Source organism: Streptomyces sp. NPDC006655, from assembly GCF_040703965.1.
GTDB lineage: Bacteria > Actinomycetota > Actinomycetes > Streptomycetales > Streptomycetaceae > Streptomyces.
Window position 1 is genome coordinate 1 of sequence record NZ_JBEYJU010000055.1, and the last position, 14,893, is coordinate 14,893.

Annotated in this window: 14 protein-coding genes; 9 read left to right on the top strand and 5 right to left on the bottom strand. The window is 72.1% G+C overall.

The annotated features are described in order from the left end of the window. Positions 1 to 90: 90 nt before the first annotated feature. A complete protein-coding gene (locus tag AB0958_RS27820) occupies positions 91 to 1,197 on the bottom strand; it encodes an adenylate/guanylate cyclase domain-containing protein (protein ID WP_366893213.1) in 1,107 nt (368 codons plus the stop codon). 233 nt (positions 1,198 to 1,430) lie between these two features. Then, complete coding sequence (locus AB0958_RS27825) at positions 1,431 to 2,306, bottom strand: biotin--[acetyl-CoA-carboxylase] ligase (RefSeq protein WP_366893214.1); 876 nt, start codon at positions 2,304 to 2,306, stop codon at positions 1,431 to 1,433. A gap of 110 nt (positions 2,307 to 2,416) precedes the next feature. On the opposite strand from AB0958_RS27825, the gene AB0958_RS27830 reads away from it, so the two are divergent. The 4 genes from AB0958_RS27830 to AB0958_RS27845 all read left to right on the top strand — a co-directional run bounded on the left by AB0958_RS27830 (position 2,417) and on the right by AB0958_RS27845 (position 5,097). Further along, the gene (locus AB0958_RS27830) at positions 2,417 to 4,009 is read left to right on the top strand and encodes an acyl-CoA carboxylase subunit beta (RefSeq protein ID WP_366893215.1); all 1,593 of its coding nucleotides are present in this window, start codon (positions 2,417 to 2,419) and stop codon (positions 4,007 to 4,009) included. A gap of 17 nt (positions 4,010 to 4,026) precedes the next feature. Then, the gene (locus tag AB0958_RS27835) at positions 4,027 to 4,239 is read left to right on the top strand and encodes an acyl-CoA carboxylase epsilon subunit (protein WP_366893216.1); all 213 of its coding nucleotides are present in this window, start codon (positions 4,027 to 4,029) and stop codon (positions 4,237 to 4,239) included. Positions 4,240 to 4,328: 89 nt separating this feature from the next. Beyond that, positions 4,329 to 4,457, top strand: a complete 129-nt coding sequence (locus AB0958_RS27840) for a hypothetical protein (RefSeq protein WP_366893217.1) — start codon at positions 4,329 to 4,331, stop codon at positions 4,455 to 4,457. A 37-nt stretch (positions 4,458 to 4,494) separates the two neighbouring features. Further along, the gene (locus AB0958_RS27845; RefSeq protein WP_366893218.1) at positions 4,495 to 5,097 is read left to right on the top strand and encodes a nucleoside triphosphate pyrophosphatase; all 603 of its coding nucleotides are present in this window, start codon (positions 4,495 to 4,497) and stop codon (positions 5,095 to 5,097) included. Here AB0958_RS27845 and AB0958_RS27850 read toward each other — a convergent pair. After that, positions 5,069 to 5,587, bottom strand: a complete 519-nt coding sequence (locus tag AB0958_RS27850) for a hypothetical protein (RefSeq protein WP_366893219.1) — start codon at positions 5,585 to 5,587, stop codon at positions 5,069 to 5,071. The two genes, AB0958_RS27845 and AB0958_RS27850, sit on opposite strands and share 29 nt — an antisense overlap. Before the next feature lie 375 nt (positions 5,588 to 5,962). Here AB0958_RS27850 and AB0958_RS27855 point away from each other — a divergent pair, with 375 nt between their 5' ends. Beyond that, complete coding sequence (locus AB0958_RS27855) at positions 5,963 to 7,735, top strand: biotin carboxylase N-terminal domain-containing protein (RefSeq protein ID WP_366893220.1); 1,773 nt, start codon at positions 5,963 to 5,965, stop codon at positions 7,733 to 7,735. Positions 7,736 to 8,433: 698 nt separating this feature from the next. Here AB0958_RS27855 and AB0958_RS27860 read toward each other — a convergent pair. After that, positions 8,434 to 9,402: a DeoR/GlpR family DNA-binding transcription regulator gene (locus tag AB0958_RS27860; RefSeq protein ID WP_366893221.1), complete on the bottom strand. Its 969-nt coding sequence runs from the start codon at positions 9,400 to 9,402 to the stop codon at positions 8,434 to 8,436. A 166-nt stretch (positions 9,403 to 9,568) separates the two neighbouring features. Then, positions 9,569 to 11,017, bottom strand: a complete 1,449-nt coding sequence (locus AB0958_RS27865) for an NAD(P)H-quinone dehydrogenase (protein ID WP_366893222.1) — start codon at positions 11,015 to 11,017, stop codon at positions 9,569 to 9,571. A 97-nt stretch (positions 11,018 to 11,114) separates the two neighbouring features. Between AB0958_RS27865 and AB0958_RS27870 the strand changes: the two genes are divergently transcribed. From AB0958_RS27870 to AB0958_RS27885, 4 genes are all read left to right on the top strand, one after another. Then, positions 11,115 to 11,555, top strand: a complete 441-nt coding sequence (locus AB0958_RS27870) for a gamma-glutamylcyclotransferase (RefSeq protein WP_366893223.1) — start codon at positions 11,115 to 11,117, stop codon at positions 11,553 to 11,555. A 49-nt stretch (positions 11,556 to 11,604) separates the two neighbouring features. Continuing rightward, positions 11,605 to 11,883: a hypothetical protein gene (locus AB0958_RS27875; protein WP_366893224.1), complete on the top strand. Its 279-nt coding sequence runs from the start codon at positions 11,605 to 11,607 to the stop codon at positions 11,881 to 11,883. Positions 11,884 to 11,985: 102 nt separating this feature from the next. Beyond that, positions 11,986 to 12,810 (top strand): purine-nucleoside phosphorylase, encoded by an 825-nt coding sequence (locus AB0958_RS27880; protein WP_366893225.1) that lies wholly within the window; start codon positions 11,986 to 11,988, stop codon positions 12,808 to 12,810. 407 nt (positions 12,811 to 13,217) lie between these two features. Continuing rightward, positions 13,218 to 14,849 carry a phospho-sugar mutase gene (locus AB0958_RS27885; protein WP_366893226.1) on the top strand — a complete coding sequence of 544 codons (1,632 nt, stop codon included), beginning with the start codon at positions 13,218 to 13,220 and terminating at the stop codon, positions 14,847 to 14,849. Positions 14,850 to 14,893: the final 44 nt, after the last annotated feature.

Below are 14,893 nucleotides of genomic sequence, written 5' to 3' on the forward strand. Positions count from 1 at the left end.
GTCATGTGGCGGAGCCACCTGGCCCGCCACCCCGTGCGTCGAGCGTGCGTGCCGGGCGTCGCGACGCCGCGGAGATCCATCAGAAGGGCCCTAGGACTCCACGTCGCGGCGGGTCAGCAGCCACGGCTCCACGACGCCCAGGCCGCGTACCGGACGCTGCCACATCGGCTGGAGCGCGAAGCGGTAGGTGGGCGGCTCCTCGCCCTCCTTCTCCGCCGCCGCGGCGGCCTCCGCGGCCTCCGCCTCCGAGGCGGGCGCCTCGCCGCTGCGGATCAGCTCCTCGGCGAAGGCGGAGTCGACGAGCACGGCGTCGCGGGGGGCTATGGAGGTGAGCCGGGAGGCGAGGTTCACGGTCGTACCGAAGACATCGCCCATCCGGGTGGTGACGGTGCCGAAGGCCATGCCGACGCGCAGCTCCGGCATGGTCTCGTCGTGCGCCATGGTCTCCACCAGGCGCAGCGCGATGTCCGCGGCGACACCGGAGTCGTCGGCGGCGTACAGGACCTCGTCGCCGAGGGTCTTGATGAGCCGGCCGCCACGGGCCGCGACCAGGTCGGCGGCGGTGGTCTCGAAGGCCTCGACCAGCTCGCCGAGTTCCTCCTCCTCCATCCGCCGGGTCAGCCGCGTGAACCCGACGAGATCGGCGAAGCCGACGGCCAGCCGCCGGTCGACCATCTCCTCGTCGTCGGCGGCCTGCACGACCCGGCCCGCGGAGGCGGCCAGCTGGCGGCGCCACACGTAGACGAGGAACTCCTCCAGCTCGGGCAGCAGCAGCTCGACGATGGGATACGTGACCTCGGTGCGGGTCATGCCCGGCTCCGGGGGCTCGGTCAGCCCCTCCAGGAACGAGTCGATCTGCCACTCCGCCAGACGGGCGGTGGTCTGCCCCGTCGACCGCGCCACCTGCACCGCCATGGCCTCGCTGAGCAGCCCCGCCTCGACGAGGCCCGCGAGCCGGCGCAGGGCCAGCACGTCGGCCTCGGTGAGCGCCTTGGCCTGCCCGATGTCCGCGAAGCCCATCGCCCGCCAGAACCTCGACGCCAGCTCCATGGAGACGCCGGCGCTGCGGGCCGCCTGGAACGGGGTGTAGCGGCGCTCGGCCCCGAGGATCAGGCCTTCGAGGCGCAGCGCGAGGGGGTCCTCGCCGGAGTCGGCGGCGTCCGCGCCCTCGCCGGAGCCCGTGTCGTCGACGGTCACGCCTGCTGCCCTTCCGATCTACCGCGGTCGCATACCGACCGGCCTCAACTCTACGGCAGGTGTGCGGTAGCTCACTTCGTGAGGTGGGCCGGGACGGGGGGTGCGGTGCGCTCAGGATCACCGGCGGTCCCGGCGGGCGCCCCCGCGGAGGAGTCACCGCGCCTCACGGCCGCGGCCCGGTGAGGGCTGGTCGCGCGCTCCCCGCGGCCCCGAGGGGCGCTGCGACCCCGGCCTCACGCCGGGCGCAGATGGACGATGTCGCCCGCGCCCACCGGTTCCCGGAGCCCGTCGGCCGTGGCGATCACCAGTCTCCCGTCGCCGTCCACGGCGACCGCCTCCCCGGTCAGCGACCGGTCCCCGGGCAGCTCGGCCCGCACCGTCCGCCCGAGGGTCGCGCAGCCCGCCGCGTACGCCTCCTGGAGGCCGCTGGCCGCCGGATCGCCGCCCGCCGCGCGCCAGCGCCCGTACCAGTCCTCCAGGGGGCGCAGCACGCCCCGCAGCAAGGTCTCCCGGTCGGTGCTCACCGCCCCGGCCAGCGCCAGCGACCCCGCCTGGGGCACCGGCAGCTCCGCCGCGCGGAGCGTGACGTTGATGCCGACGCCCACCACCACACCGTCCTCGCCGGCCCGCTCGGCGAGGATGCCCCCGGCCTTGCGCTCCTCGCCGTCCACGGTGACCAGCAGGTCGTTCGGCCACTTGAGGGCCGTGTCGACGCCCGCCGCCCGCGCCAGCCCCGTCGCCACCGCCACGCCCGTGAGCAGCGGCAGCCAGCCCCAGCGGGCCACCGGCACCTCCGCCGGCTTCAGCAGCACGGAGAAGAACAGCCCCGAGCGCGCCGGCGCCGTCCACTGGCGGTCCAGCCGCCCCCGCCCCGCCGTCTGCTCCTCGGCGACCAGGACGGAACCCTCGTCCGCCTCCCCCGCGAGGGCGCGTGCGACGAGGTCGGAATTGGTGGAGCCGGTGCGCTGCACGACCACGACGTCGCGGTAGAGACCCCCGTGGCCGCCGTCCCGTACCAGGGCCCGGCGCAGCCCGGTCTCCTGGAGCGGTGGACGGTCCAGGTCGGACCAGCGATTGTTGTTCTCGTCTGCTGCATCTCGCGGCGTCATGCAAGCCACCCTAGGTGTGTTGTACGCCGCACTGCCGTTTGACAGGTGCCCCACTACGCTACGGATGAGTAACCGTCCCCCCTTTTGAGCAGGCAGGGAGCCGCATCCCGATGTCCGAGCCGGAAGAGATCGACATTCACACGACCGCGGGAAAGCTCGCGGATCTCCAGCGTCGTGTCCACGAGGCGACACACGCCGGTTCGGAGCGCGCGGTCGAGAAGCAGCACGCCAAGGGCAAACTGACGGCCCGTGAGCGGATCGAACTGCTCCTCGACGAGGACTCCTTCATCGAGCTGGACGAGTTCACCCGGCACCGCTCCACCAACTTCGGCCTGGAGAAGAACCGCCCCTACGGCGACGGTGTCGTCACCGGCTACGGCACGGTGGACGGCCGCCCGGTCGCCGTGTTCTCCCAGGACTTCACCGTCTTCGGCGGGGCGCTGGGCGAGGTCTACGGCCAGAAGATCGTCAAGGTGATGGACTTCGCCCTGAAGACCGGCTGCCCGGTCATCGGCATCAACGACTCCGGCGGCGCCCGCATCCAGGAGGGCGTGGCCTCGCTCGGCGCCTACGGCGAGATCTTCCGCCGCAACACCCACGCCAGCGGTGTCATCCCGCAGATCTCCCTGGTCGTCGGTCCCTGCGCGGGCGGCGCGGTGTACTCCCCGGCCATCACCGACTTCACGGTCATGGTCGACCAGACCTCGCACATGTTCATCACGGGACCGGACGTCATCAAGACGGTCACCGGCGAGGACGTCGGCTTCGAGGAGCTGGGCGGCGCCCGCACCCACAACTCCGTCTCCGGCGTGGCGCACCACATGGCGGGTGACGAGAAGGACGCCGTCGAGTACATCAAGCAGCTGCTGTCCTACCTGCCGTCCAACAACCTCTCCGAGCCCCCGCTCTTCCCCGAGGAGGCCGACCTCTCGGTCACCGCCGAGGACCTGGAGCTGGACACCCTGGTCCCGGACAGCGCCAACCAGCCGTACGACATCCACACGGTGGTCGAACACGTCCTGGACGACGGCGAGTTCTTCGAGACCCAGGCCCTGTTCGCGCCGAACATCGTCACCGGCTTCGGCCGCGTCGAGGGCCACCCGGTCGGCATCGTCGCCAACCAGCCGATGCAGTTCGCCGGCTGCCTGGACATCAAGGCCAGCGAGAAGGCCGCCCGCTTCGTGCGCACCTGCGACGCCTTCAACGTCCCGGTGCTCACCTTCGTCGACGTCCCCGGCTTCCTGCCCGGCGTCGACCAGGAGCACGACGGCATCATCCGCCGCGGCGCCAAGCTGATCTACGCCTACGCCGAGGCCACCGTCCCCCTGATCACCGTGATCACCCGCAAGGCCTTCGGGGGCGCCTACGACGTCATGGGCTCCAAGCACCTGGGCGCCGACCTCAACCTCGCCTGGCCCACCGCCCAGATCGCCGTCATGGGCGCCCAGGGCGCCGTCAACATCCTGCACCGCCGCACCATCGCCGAGGCGGAGGCCTCAGGAACGGGCGAAGCCACCCGGGCCCAGCTCATCCAGGAGTACGAGGACACCCTCCTCAACCCCTACACGGCGGCCGAGCGCGGCTACGTGGACGCCGTGATCATGCCCTCCGACACCCGCCGCCACGTGGTACGGGGCCTGCGCCAGCTGCGCACCAAGCGCGAGTCCCTGCCCCCGAAGAAGCACGGCAACATCCCCCTCTAAGGACCCAAGGAGCCACGGTGACGATCAAGGTCGTACGGGGCAACCCCACCCCGGAGGAGCTGGCCGCCGCACTGGCGGTCGTAAGAGCACGCGCGGCGGCCATGGCGGCGGCCGTACCCGAGCAGGGCACGGGGGCGAAGGACGCGTGGTCCGACCCGGCCCGGATCGCCCAGCGCCGGGTCCCCCTGCCGAGCCAGACCGCGTGGACCCGCACGTACTGGCCGAGCTAGGAGCGGCACGGTCAGAAGTGCGACCCCGGGCTCCGATTTGAGTACCCCTACTCAGGCGCCCACCCCCGTCCGGGCCGCACGCTGGTGCCATGCTCTGGTCGGACCCCGAGGACGAGCCGCCGAAGGAACTGCGGGACATGCAGGACACCCTCCGGCGGCTCGGCGTCTTCCTGGCCCTGGTGATGCTGGTACTGATGTTCGTCCTGGGCGTGAGATGACGAACGCCCCGGCGGGCCCCACCGATACCCTGCACCCATGCGCAGACTCGTCCTCGCCTCCCAGTCCCCCGCCCGGCTGAACCTCCTGCGTCAGGCGGGCCTCGCCCCCGAGGTGATCGTCAGCGGCGTCGACGAGGACGCCGTCACCGCCCCCACCCCGGCCGACCTGGCGCTCGCCCTCGCCGAGGCCAAGGCGTCCGTGGTCGCCGCCCGCCCGGACGTGCGGGGTGCGATCGTGATCGGCTGCGACTCGGTGCTGGACCTCGACGGGCAGGCGCTCGGCAAGCCGGCCGACGCCGAGGAGGCGACGGCCCGCTGGAAGTCGATGCGCGGCCGGGCGGGCACCCTGCAGACCGGGCACTGCGTGTGGGACACGGCGGCCGAGCGCTGGGTGTCGGCGACCGCGTCCACCGTCGTACGGTTCGGCGAGCCCACCGACAAGGAGATCGCCGCGTACGTCGCCACCGGCGAACCCCTCTACGTGGCGGGGGCCTTCACGCTGGACGGCCGCAGCGCGCCGTTCGTCGAGGGCATCGACGGCGACCACGGCAACGTCATCGGCATCAGCCTGCCCCTGGTCCGGCGACTGCTCGCCGAGCTCGGCGTCGGCATCACGGAGTTGTGGGCGCCGGCGGGGTGACCGGCCCGGCGGCCGGCGTGTCGTCCTCGCGCCGCTCCGGTTCCGGGCCCTCCTGCGGGCCCGGCCCGGAAACGTCCCCGCCGCCCTCCGCCCCGACGCCGTCCGTGCGGTCGTACGTCATCAGGAGCAGCACGATGAGGGCGAGGACGACCACCATGTACAGGAACGCGGGCCAGCCGCTCAGGCCCCACAGCACGGCGCCCAGCAGGGCGTGCACGACCGCCGCGCTGACCAGCAGCACGCGGCCGAGGCCGGCGGGCGGGCGGTTGCGCACCGCCACCAGCAGGGCCACCAGGGCGCACAGCGCGAAGTAGAGGCCGAAGACCACGGCGCCGACCCGTGCGGACATCGACATCCGGTCCGGGTCGAGGCCGGCCAGGGACATGTGCTGGCGGTCCACCGACATCGCCATGAACCAGTTGAGTGCCGCGATGCCGAGCGCCTCGGCGAGGAGTACGACCGCCACGACCCACGCCACCGGTCTGCGCATCACCGGTCCACCCACTTTCGTCCCCGGCCCGACCGAGCCGGTGTTACTTGAAGTTCGTTCAAGACATCGCGAACGCTACTAACGGGTAAACCCGGGGACAAGGGTCCGGTCGCCGGCAAAGAATCGTTGGGCCATTCGTAGGGACTCAACAAAGAAACGGAGTGGGGCGCGGCACGCTCTCACAGAGACCTTGACCACACGGCGGGGCTAGGGTTTCCCGAAGGAGTCCTGCGTACCAAGGTGCGACAAGGGCTTTCGCGGGTCGGGCGAGCCTCGCATCACGCTCCGTGTGGGCAAGCTCACCATTGGGGACGGGTCGAAGTGCCGTGTCGGCCTTCCCTAAACTCGGCTTGTTTCAAGGAGGGAGCCTCAATCGTGCGCAAGGTGCTCATCGCCAACCGTGGCGAAATCGCTGTCCGCGTGGCCCGGGCCTGCCGGGACGCTGGGATCGCGAGCGTGGCCGTCTACGCGGACCCGGACCGGGACGCTCTGCATGTCCGCGCCGCGGATGAGGCGTTCGCCCTGGGCGGTGACACCCCGGCCACCAGCTATCTGGTCATCGACAAGATCCTGAACGCGGCGCGCGAGGCCGGGGCGGACGCCGTCCACCCGGGCTACGGCTTCCTGTCCGAGAACGCGGAGTTCGCGCAGGCCGTCCTGGACGCGGGGCTGACCTGGATCGGCCCCCCGCCGCAGGCGATCCGCGACCTCGGCGACAAGGTGGCGGCCCGTCACATCGCCCAGCGCGCCGGCGCCCCGCTGGTGGCCGGCACCCCGGACCCGGTCTCGGGCGCCGACGAGGTGGTGGCCTTCGCCGAGGAGCACGGCCTGCCGATCGCCATCAAGGCGGCCTTCGGTGGTGGCGGGCGCGGCCTGAAGGTCGCCCGCACCCTCGAAGAGGTCCCGGAGCTGTACGACTCCGCCGTCCGTGAGGCGGTGGCCGCGTTCGGTCGCGGCGAGTGCTTCGTGGAGCGCTACCTGGACCGTCCCCGGCACGTGGAGACCCAGTGCCTGGCCGACACCCACGGCAACGTGGTCGTCGTCTCCACCCGTGACTGCTCGCTCCAGCGCCGCCACCAGAAGCTCGTCGAGGAGGCCCCCGCGCCGTTCCTCTCCGAGGCCCAGGTGGCCGAGCTGTACCGCGCCTCCAAGGCCATCCTCAAGGAGGCCGGCTACGTAGGCGCCGGCACCTGCGAGTTCCTGGTCGGCCAGGACGGCACGATCTCCTTCCTGGAGGTCAACACCCGCCTCCAGGTCGAGCACCCGGTGACCGAGGAGGTCGCCGGCATCGACCTGGTCCGCGAGATGTTCCGCATCGCCGACGGCGAGGAACTCGGCTACGACGACCCCGAGCTGCGCGGTCACTCGTTCGAGTTCCGGATCAACGGCGAGGACCCGGGCCGCAACTTCCTGCCCGCCCCCGGCACCGTCACCCGTTTCGACGCACCCACCGGCCCCGGTGTCCGCCTGGACGCGGGCGTCGAGGCGGGCAGCGTCATCGGCCCCGCCTGGGACTCCCTCCTCGCCAAGCTGATCGTCAGCGGCCGTACCCGTGCCGAGGCGCTGCAGCGGGCCGCCCGCGCGCTGGACGAGTTCCAGGTCGAGGGCATGGCCACGGCGATCCCCTTCCACCGCGTCGTCGTCCGCGACCCGGCCTTCGCCCCCGAGCTGACGGGCTCCGAGGACCCCTTCACGGTCCACACCCGCTGGATCGAGACCGAGTTCGTCAACGAGATCAAGCCCTTCGCCGCCCCCGCCGACGCGGAGGCCGAGGAGGACACCGGCCGCGAGACCGTGGTCGTCGAGGTCGGGGGCAAGCGCCTGGAGGTCTCCCTGCCCGCCTCCCTGGGCATGACCCTGGCCCGCACCGGTCTGGCCGCCGGTGCCAAGCCCAAGCGCCGCGCCGCCAAGAAGTCCGGCCCGGTCGCCTCCGGCGACACCCTCGCCTCGCCCATGCAGGGCACGATCGTCAAGGTCGCGGTCGAGGAGGGCCAGGAGGTCAAGGAGGGCGACCTGATCGTCGTGCTCGAGGCGATGAAGATGGAACAGCCCCTGAACGCGCACCGCAGCGGCACCATCAAGGGCCTCGCCGCCGAGGTCGGCGCGTCCCTCACGTCCGGCGCCGTGATCTGCGAGATCAAGGACTGACGAAGCCAGACCCCTGACGCCCGGCGAACGACACCCACCGTTCGCCGGGCGTCGCCGTCGGGGCGCGACTCCCCGGGACCGACCCACGTCACCCGACCGGCGCAACCCCTCGGCAACCATCGCGGCGAACCCCAACCACACTCGCCCCATAAAAAACCACGCCCCACCACCTCGGCCGGCCACTCACCAAGGCCCAGGCCGACCGCACTCCAGCAACCCCGCGACCGGCTGTGCCCACCCACCAAGGCCCGCACGCCGACACCAGCCGACAACCACATCCGCCGACTCACCGAAGCCCGCGTCGGCCGCGCCGAGCGTGGCGCCGACGCCTCGTGGTAGGACGTGTCCGGTCAGCCGCTGATGGGCGCCGGACCCTCCGGCACCGTTGCCCGCGGCAGCACGAGGCGCGAGGAGACGGTGGCCGGCCCTCCCCGGCGTCGGCGAGCCGCGACCCGCCCGGACCTTGCCGGCTCCGCAGCGCCATCCAGCCGCATGAGACGGTCACGCATGCTGCCGAGTCCCGACCCCGTCGTGGCCCTCATGTCGGCGTCGTCGGCCTCGGCCCCGCCCCGCGTGCCGCGCTCGGGCCCGCTTCGGCTCACCCCTGCCGACGCCTGCCCACCCCTCTCGCCCTGCCATCGCCCTGGCAGGTGAGACGCCCGGGGCTCAAGGGCCGGCGCCCCCCGCAGGGGGCACCCTCATCGCCGTCGCATGTCGGCGACCCGCCCCCGCTGTTCGGCCCCCGTCGGCTGTTCCGCCCCGAGCACCGAGGCCGACCGCAAGCCCGCCCCGGGCACTCCCCGGCGCGGCCCCGGAAGGGACACGTCCCGACGCTGTTGGTGCTGTTGCTGTCGCGTCGGGACCTGGTCACCCCCCGGGTTCCCGGACGCCCCGGCCACGGCGATCTGCACCCCCTGGTCGGCGAGGGCCTGGAGCTCGGTGGCGGCGCGGTCGTCATGGGCCGGCGGCTCGTCCGTGACCAGCCGGGTGATGAGGTCGGTCGGCACGGTCTGGAACATGGTGTCCGTACCGAGTTTGGTGTGGTCGGCGAGGACCACCACCTCCGCGGCGGCCTGCACCAGCGCCCGGTCGACGGACGCCGACAGCATGTTGGACGTGGACAGCCCCCGCTCGGCCGTCAGACCGCTCCCGGAGATGAAGGCCCGCGACACACGCAGCCCCTGCAGGGACTGCTCCGCGCCGGAGCCGACCAGCGCGTAGTTGGAGCCCCGCAGGGTGCCGCCGGTCATCACGACCTCGACCCGGTTGGCGTGCGCCAACGCCTGCGCCACCAGCAACGAGTTGGTGACGACGGTGAGACCGGGCACTCTCGCCAGCCGGCGTGCGAGTTCCTGCGTGGTGGTACCCGCTCCGACCACGATGGCCTCGCCTTCTTCGACGAGGCCCGCGGCGAGATCGGCGATGGCCGTCTTCTCGGCGGTCGCGAGATGAGATTTCTGCGGAAAGCCGGACTCCCGCGTGAACCCGCCCGGCAATACCGCACCGCCATGCCGGCGGTCGAGGAGTCCTTCTGCCTCCAGTGCGCGCACGTCCCGCCGTACGGTCACTTCGGAGGTCTGGACGACGCGGGCGAGCTCACGGAGCGACACGGCCCCGTTCGCTCGCACCATTTCGAGGATCAATTGGCGACGTTCTGCAGCGAACACGAAACTGACAGTAACCCCAACGACCGTCTGCTTTCAGCAGTTTGCGCCGAATAGCAGAAGTTGTTCGCACGGCTGGGTCGGAAGTGGTATAGGACCTGTCCGCCCCGACTATGCCGCACGCATGCTCGACAACTCCCCGTGACCAGCGGGGAGTCGGTTCCGGCCGTCAGAGTTCGCTGCCGGTCTTCCGCGTGTGCAGCTGCCGCGCCACCTCCGCGATCGACCCCGAAAGGGACGGATACACGGTGAACGCGTTCGCGATCTGTTCGACCGTCAGATTGTTGTCGACGGCGATCGAGATCGGATGGATCAGCTCCGAGGCCCGCGGCGAGACGACCACCCCGCCCACCACGATCCCGGTGCCCGGCCGGCAGAACATCTTCACGAAGCCGTCCCGGATGCCCTGCATCTTCGCGCGCGGGTTGCGCAGCAGCGGCAGCTTCACGACCCGGGCGTCGATCTTCCCGGCGTCCACGTCGGCCTGCGTGTAGCCGACCGTGGCGATCTCCGGGTCGGTGAACACGTTCGACGAGACGGTCTTCAGGTTCAGCGGCGCCACCGCGTCACCGAGGAAGTGGTACATGGCGATGCGCCCCTGCATGGCGGCCACCGACGCGAGCGCGAAGACACCGGTCACGTCACCGGCGGCGTACACACCGGGCGCGGTCGTCCGCGACACCTTGTCGGTCCAGATGTGCCCGGAGTCGCGCAGCCTGACACCGGCCTCCTCCAGCCCCAGACCGGCACTGTTCGGAATCGCGCCGACAGCCATCAGGCAGTGCGAACCGCTGATGACCCGGCCGTCCGCCAGCGTCACCTCCACCCGGTCCCCCACCCGCTTGGCCGCGGCCGCCCGCGACCGGGCCATGACGTTCATGCCGCGCCGCCGGAACACGTCCTCCAGCACGGCGGCCGCGTCCGGGTCCTCGCCGGGCAGCACCCGGTCCCGCGACGACACCAGCGTGACCTTCGACCCCAGCGCCTGGTAGGCACCGGCGAACTCGGCACCGGTCACACCCGATCCGACCACGATGAGCTCCTCGGGCAGCTCGTCGAGGTCGTACACCTGCGTCCAGTTCAGAATGCGCTCGCCGTCGGGCTGGGCGTCGGGCACCTCACGGGGATGCCCACCGGTCGCGATCAGCACCGCGTCGGCGACGAGCGTCTCCTCGCTCCCGTCCGCCGCGCTCACCACGACCTTCCGGGACCCGTCCAGGGCCTGCATGCCCTCCAGCCGCCCCCGCCCCCGCATGACCCGCGCGCCGGCGCGCGTCACCGAGGCCGTGATGTCGTGCGACTGCGCCAGCGCGAGCCGCTTCACACGCCGGTTGACCTTCCCCAGGTCGACGCCCACCACCCGGGCCGCCTGCTCCAGTGGCGGCGTGTCGTCGGCGACGATGATCCCCAGCTCTTCGTACGACGAATCGAAGGTCGTCATGACCTCGGCCGTAGCGATAAGGGTCTTCGACGGCACGCAGTCGGTCAGCACCGACGCCCCGCCCAGACCGTCGCAGTCGACGACGGTCACCTCCGCGCCGAGCTGCGCGGCCACCAGCGCCGCTTCATAGCCGCCGGGTCCGCCACCGATGATCACGATCCGAGTCACGTACTCCATTGTCCCGCACGCTTCAAGGTGCCACTGCCCGGGGGCCGCCACCCGGCGCCGCCTGGGACAGGAGTGGCACACGGGACGGCTGCCGTACCCTCTCCCCATGTCGTCGCTCTACGCCGCGTACGCCGGCAATCTCGACGCACGGCTGATGTCGCGCCGCGCCCCGCACTCGCCCCTGCGCGCCACCGGCTGGCTGAACGGATGGCGGCTGACCTTCGGCGGCGAGCACATGGGCTGGGAGGGGGCCCTGGCGACGATCGTCGAGGACCCGCTCTCCCAGGTCTTCGTCGGCCTCTACGACATCGCCCCGATGGACGAGGAGTCCATGGACCGCTGGGAGGGCGTCGGCCTCGGCGTCTACCGCCGGGCACGCGTGCGCGTGCACACCCTGGAGGGCGAGGAGACGGCCTGGCTCTACGTCCTGGACGGCTACGAGGGCGGCCTCCCGTCCGCCCGCTACCTGGGCGAGATCGCCGACGCGGCCGAGTCCGCGGGCGCACCACACGATTACGTGATGGAGCTGCGCAAGCGCCCCTGCTGAAAGCCCGCGTCCCTACACTTGTGGGACCGACGCACCGACGGGAGAGCGGATGTCCCCCACCACGTACGACGTCTACTACACCGTGCAGGCCGCTGCCGCCCGCGACCGCCTGGAGGACCGCCAGCGGATCGCGTTCGACAAGGGCATCGCCCTCCTCGCCCGCGACCCCTTCCTTCCCGTGTCCCGCCCCATAGGCTCCACGGGCGACGACCGCACCATCCGCCTGACCCAGAACGTCCTCGTGGAGTACACGGTCAGCCGTGGCCGCCTGCTGATCTTCATCGTCGAGGTCTTCAACGACAAGGACGTCCTCGTCACCGACGAGTGACCGCACCGCGCCTTTCCTCATAGGAAACGACAAGACAACGATCGCCATCCCGTGAGCTCCGTCATCTACGCGCGTAGGCCCAGACCGGCTACTCTCGTCCGCGTGAACGCATCTCTTCTTCCGGACGACATCCAGGGCGACCCCCACGCCGCCGCCGACGCGGCCGCCGTTCGCCTGCGCGAGCTCACGGGCGCCGAGACCCACGACGTGGCCCTCGTGATGGGCTCCGGCTGGGCCCCGGCCGTCGACGCCCTGGGCGCCCCCGACGCCGAGTTCCAGGTCACCGAGCTGCCCGGCTTCCCGCCGCCGGCCGTGGAGGGACACGGCGGCAAGATCCGCTCGTACTCCATCGGTGACAAGCGCGCGCTGGTCTTCCTCGGCCGCACGCACTACTACGAGGGCCGAGGCGTCGCCGCGGTCGCGCACGGCGTCCGCACGGCCGTCGCCGCCGGCAGCAAGACGATCATCCTCACCAACGGCTGCGGCGGCCTGCGCGAGGGGATGCGTCCCGGCCAGCCGGTCCTCATCAGCGACCACATCAACCTCACGGCGACCTCCCCGATCATCGGCGCGAACTTCGTCGACCTCACCGACCTCTACTCCCCCCGCCTGCGCGCCCTGTGCAAGGAGGTCGACCCGAGCCTCGAAGAGGGCGTCTACGCCCAGTTCCCCGGCCCGCACTACGAGACCCCGGCCGAGATCCGCATGGCCCGCGTGATCGGCGCCGACCTGGTGGGCATGTCGACGGTCCTGGAGGCGATCGCCGCACGCGAGGCGGGCGCCGAGGTCCTGGGCATCTCCCTGGTCACCAACCTCGCCGCGGGGATGACGGGCGAGCCGCTGAACCACGAGGAGGTCCTCCAGGCCGGCCGTGACTCGGCGGCCCGCATGGGCGCCCTGCTGACGCAGGTACTGGGCCGCCTGTAAGCACAGCCACAGGGGGATGCCCCGTCCCGGGCGCTGCAACCGCCGTCGGCGGGATGGGGACGGGGTGGGGAGTTCCCGCCCGCAGCGGCCGGCGTTGGCCGACCCGCGCGGTACGAGATGCATCACCGCCGGTCCGAGGACGGGGACTCCCCGCCCCGGCCCCGACGCAGCACCACCCGTAGGCGCTACGCGCACCCCCACCGAAGCCGCGGATGCGCCGCAGGCATCCACGCGCACCACCCCGGCCCCGACGCAGCACCACCGAAGCCGCGGATGCGCCGCAGGCATCCACGCGCACCACCCCGGCCCCGACGCAGCACCACCCGTAGACGCTACGCGCACCCCCACCGAAGCCGCGGATGCGCCGCAGGCATCCACGCGCACCACCCGAGACCAGGAGACCGACCGTGCACGACGATCTCACCGCCCGGGCCAGGACCTGGCTCGCCGAGGACCCCGACCCGGACACCCGCGACGAGCTCGCCAAGCTCATCGACGCCGGTGACCTCACCGAACTGTCGGCCCGCTTCAGCGGCACCCTCCAGTTCGGCACCGCCGGTCTCCGCGGTGAGCTGGGCGCCGGCCCGATGCGGATGAACCGCGCCGTCGTGATCCGCGCCGCCGCCGGCCTCGCCGCCTACCTGAGGAAGCAGGGCCACGGCACCGGCACCGTCGTCATCGGCTACGACGCCCGCCACAAGTCCGCCGACTTCGCCCGGGACACCGCCGCGGTCATGACCGGCGCCGGCCTCAAGGCCGTCGTACTCCCCCGCCCCCTCCCCACCCCCGTCCTCGCGTTCGCCATCCGGCACCTCGGCGCGGTCGCGGGCGTGGAGGTCACCGCCAGCCACAACCCGCCCCGCGACAACGGCTACAAGGTGTACCTCGGCGACGGCTCCCAGATCGTCCCGCCCGCGGACGCGGAGATCGCCGCCGAGATCCAGGCCATCACCAGCCTCCACGAAGTCCCCCGCCCGGACACCGGCTGGGAAACCCTCGACGACACGGTCCTGGAGGCCTACCTGGCCCGCACGGACGCCGTCCTGTCCCCCGGCTCCCCCCGCACCGCCCGCACGGTCTACACGGCGATGCACGGCGTCGGCAAGGACACCCTCCTCGCCGCCTTCGCCCGCGCGGGCTTCCCCACCCCCGCCCTCGTCGCCGAACAGGCCGACCCGGACCCGGACTTCCCGACCGTCGCCTTCCCCAACCCGGAAGAGCCCGGCGCGATGGACCTCGCCTTCGCGAAGGCCCGCGAGACCGACCCCGACCTGGTCATCGCCAACGACCCCGACGCGGACCGCTGCGCCGCCGCCGTCAGGCAGGACGGCGACTGGCGCATGCTCCGCGGCGACGAGGTCGGCGCCCTCCTCGCCGCCCACCTGGTCCGCCGCGGCGCGACCGGCGTCTTCGCCGAGTCGATCGTCTCCTCCTCCCTCCTCGGCCGCATCGCCGAGAAGGCGCGCCTCCCCTACGAGGAGACCCTCACCGGCTTCAAGTGGATCGCCCGCGTGGACGGCCTGCGCTACGGCTACGAGGAGGCCCTCGGCTACTGCGTCGACCCCGACGGCGTCCGCGACAAGGACGGCATCACCGCGGCCCTCCTGATCACCGAACTGGCCTCCGTCCTCAAGGAGGAGGGCCGTACCCTCCTCGACCTCCTCGACGACCTCGCCGTGGAGCACGGCCTGCACGCCACCGACCAGCTCTCGGTCCGCGTCCAGGATCTCTCCGTCATCGCCCAGGCCATGCGGACCCTCCGCGAGCACCCCCCGACCGAACTGGCCGGCCTTCCGATCACCAGGGCCGAGGACCTCACCCGGGGCACGGACACGCTCCCGCCCACCGACGGCCTCCGCTACACCCTGACCGGCGCCCGGGTCGTCGTCCGCCCCAGCGGCACCGAGCCCAAGCTGAAGTGCTACCTGGAGGTGGTCGTCCCTGTCGCGGACCACCACGCGCTGCCCGCGGCCCGCACCAGGGCGGCCGACCTGCTCGCGGTGATCAAGCGGGACCTCTCCGCGGCGGCGGGCATCTGACGGGCAGCGGCCGCGGGGACGGCGTCGCCGAGCGACCGGAACGG

Coding starts and splice junctions, on each gene's coding strand:
- AB0958_RS27870 (WP_366893223.1), top strand. CDS start 11,115: ATGTCGTCGCTCTACGCCGCGTACGCCGGCAATCTCGACGCACGGCTG.
- AB0958_RS27840 (WP_366893217.1), top strand. CDS start 4,329: ATGCTCTGGTCGGACCCCGAGGACGAGCCGCCGAAGGAACTGCGGGAC.
- AB0958_RS27845 (WP_366893218.1), top strand. CDS start 4,495: ATGCGCAGACTCGTCCTCGCCTCCCAGTCCCCCGCCCGGCTGAACCTC.
- AB0958_RS27875 (WP_366893224.1), top strand. CDS start 11,605: ATGTCCCCCACCACGTACGACGTCTACTACACCGTGCAGGCCGCTGCC.
- AB0958_RS27825 (WP_366893214.1), bottom strand. CDS start 2,306: ATGACGCCGCGAGATGCAGCAGACGAGAACAACAATCGCTGGTCCGAC.
- AB0958_RS27865 (WP_366893222.1), bottom strand. CDS start 11,017: ATGGAGTACGTGACTCGGATCGTGATCATCGGTGGCGGACCCGGCGGC.
- AB0958_RS27850 (WP_366893219.1), bottom strand. CDS start 5,587: ATGCGCAGACCGGTGGCGTGGGTCGTGGCGGTCGTACTCCTCGCCGAG.
- AB0958_RS27830 (WP_366893215.1), top strand. CDS start 2,417: ATGTCCGAGCCGGAAGAGATCGACATTCACACGACCGCGGGAAAGCTC.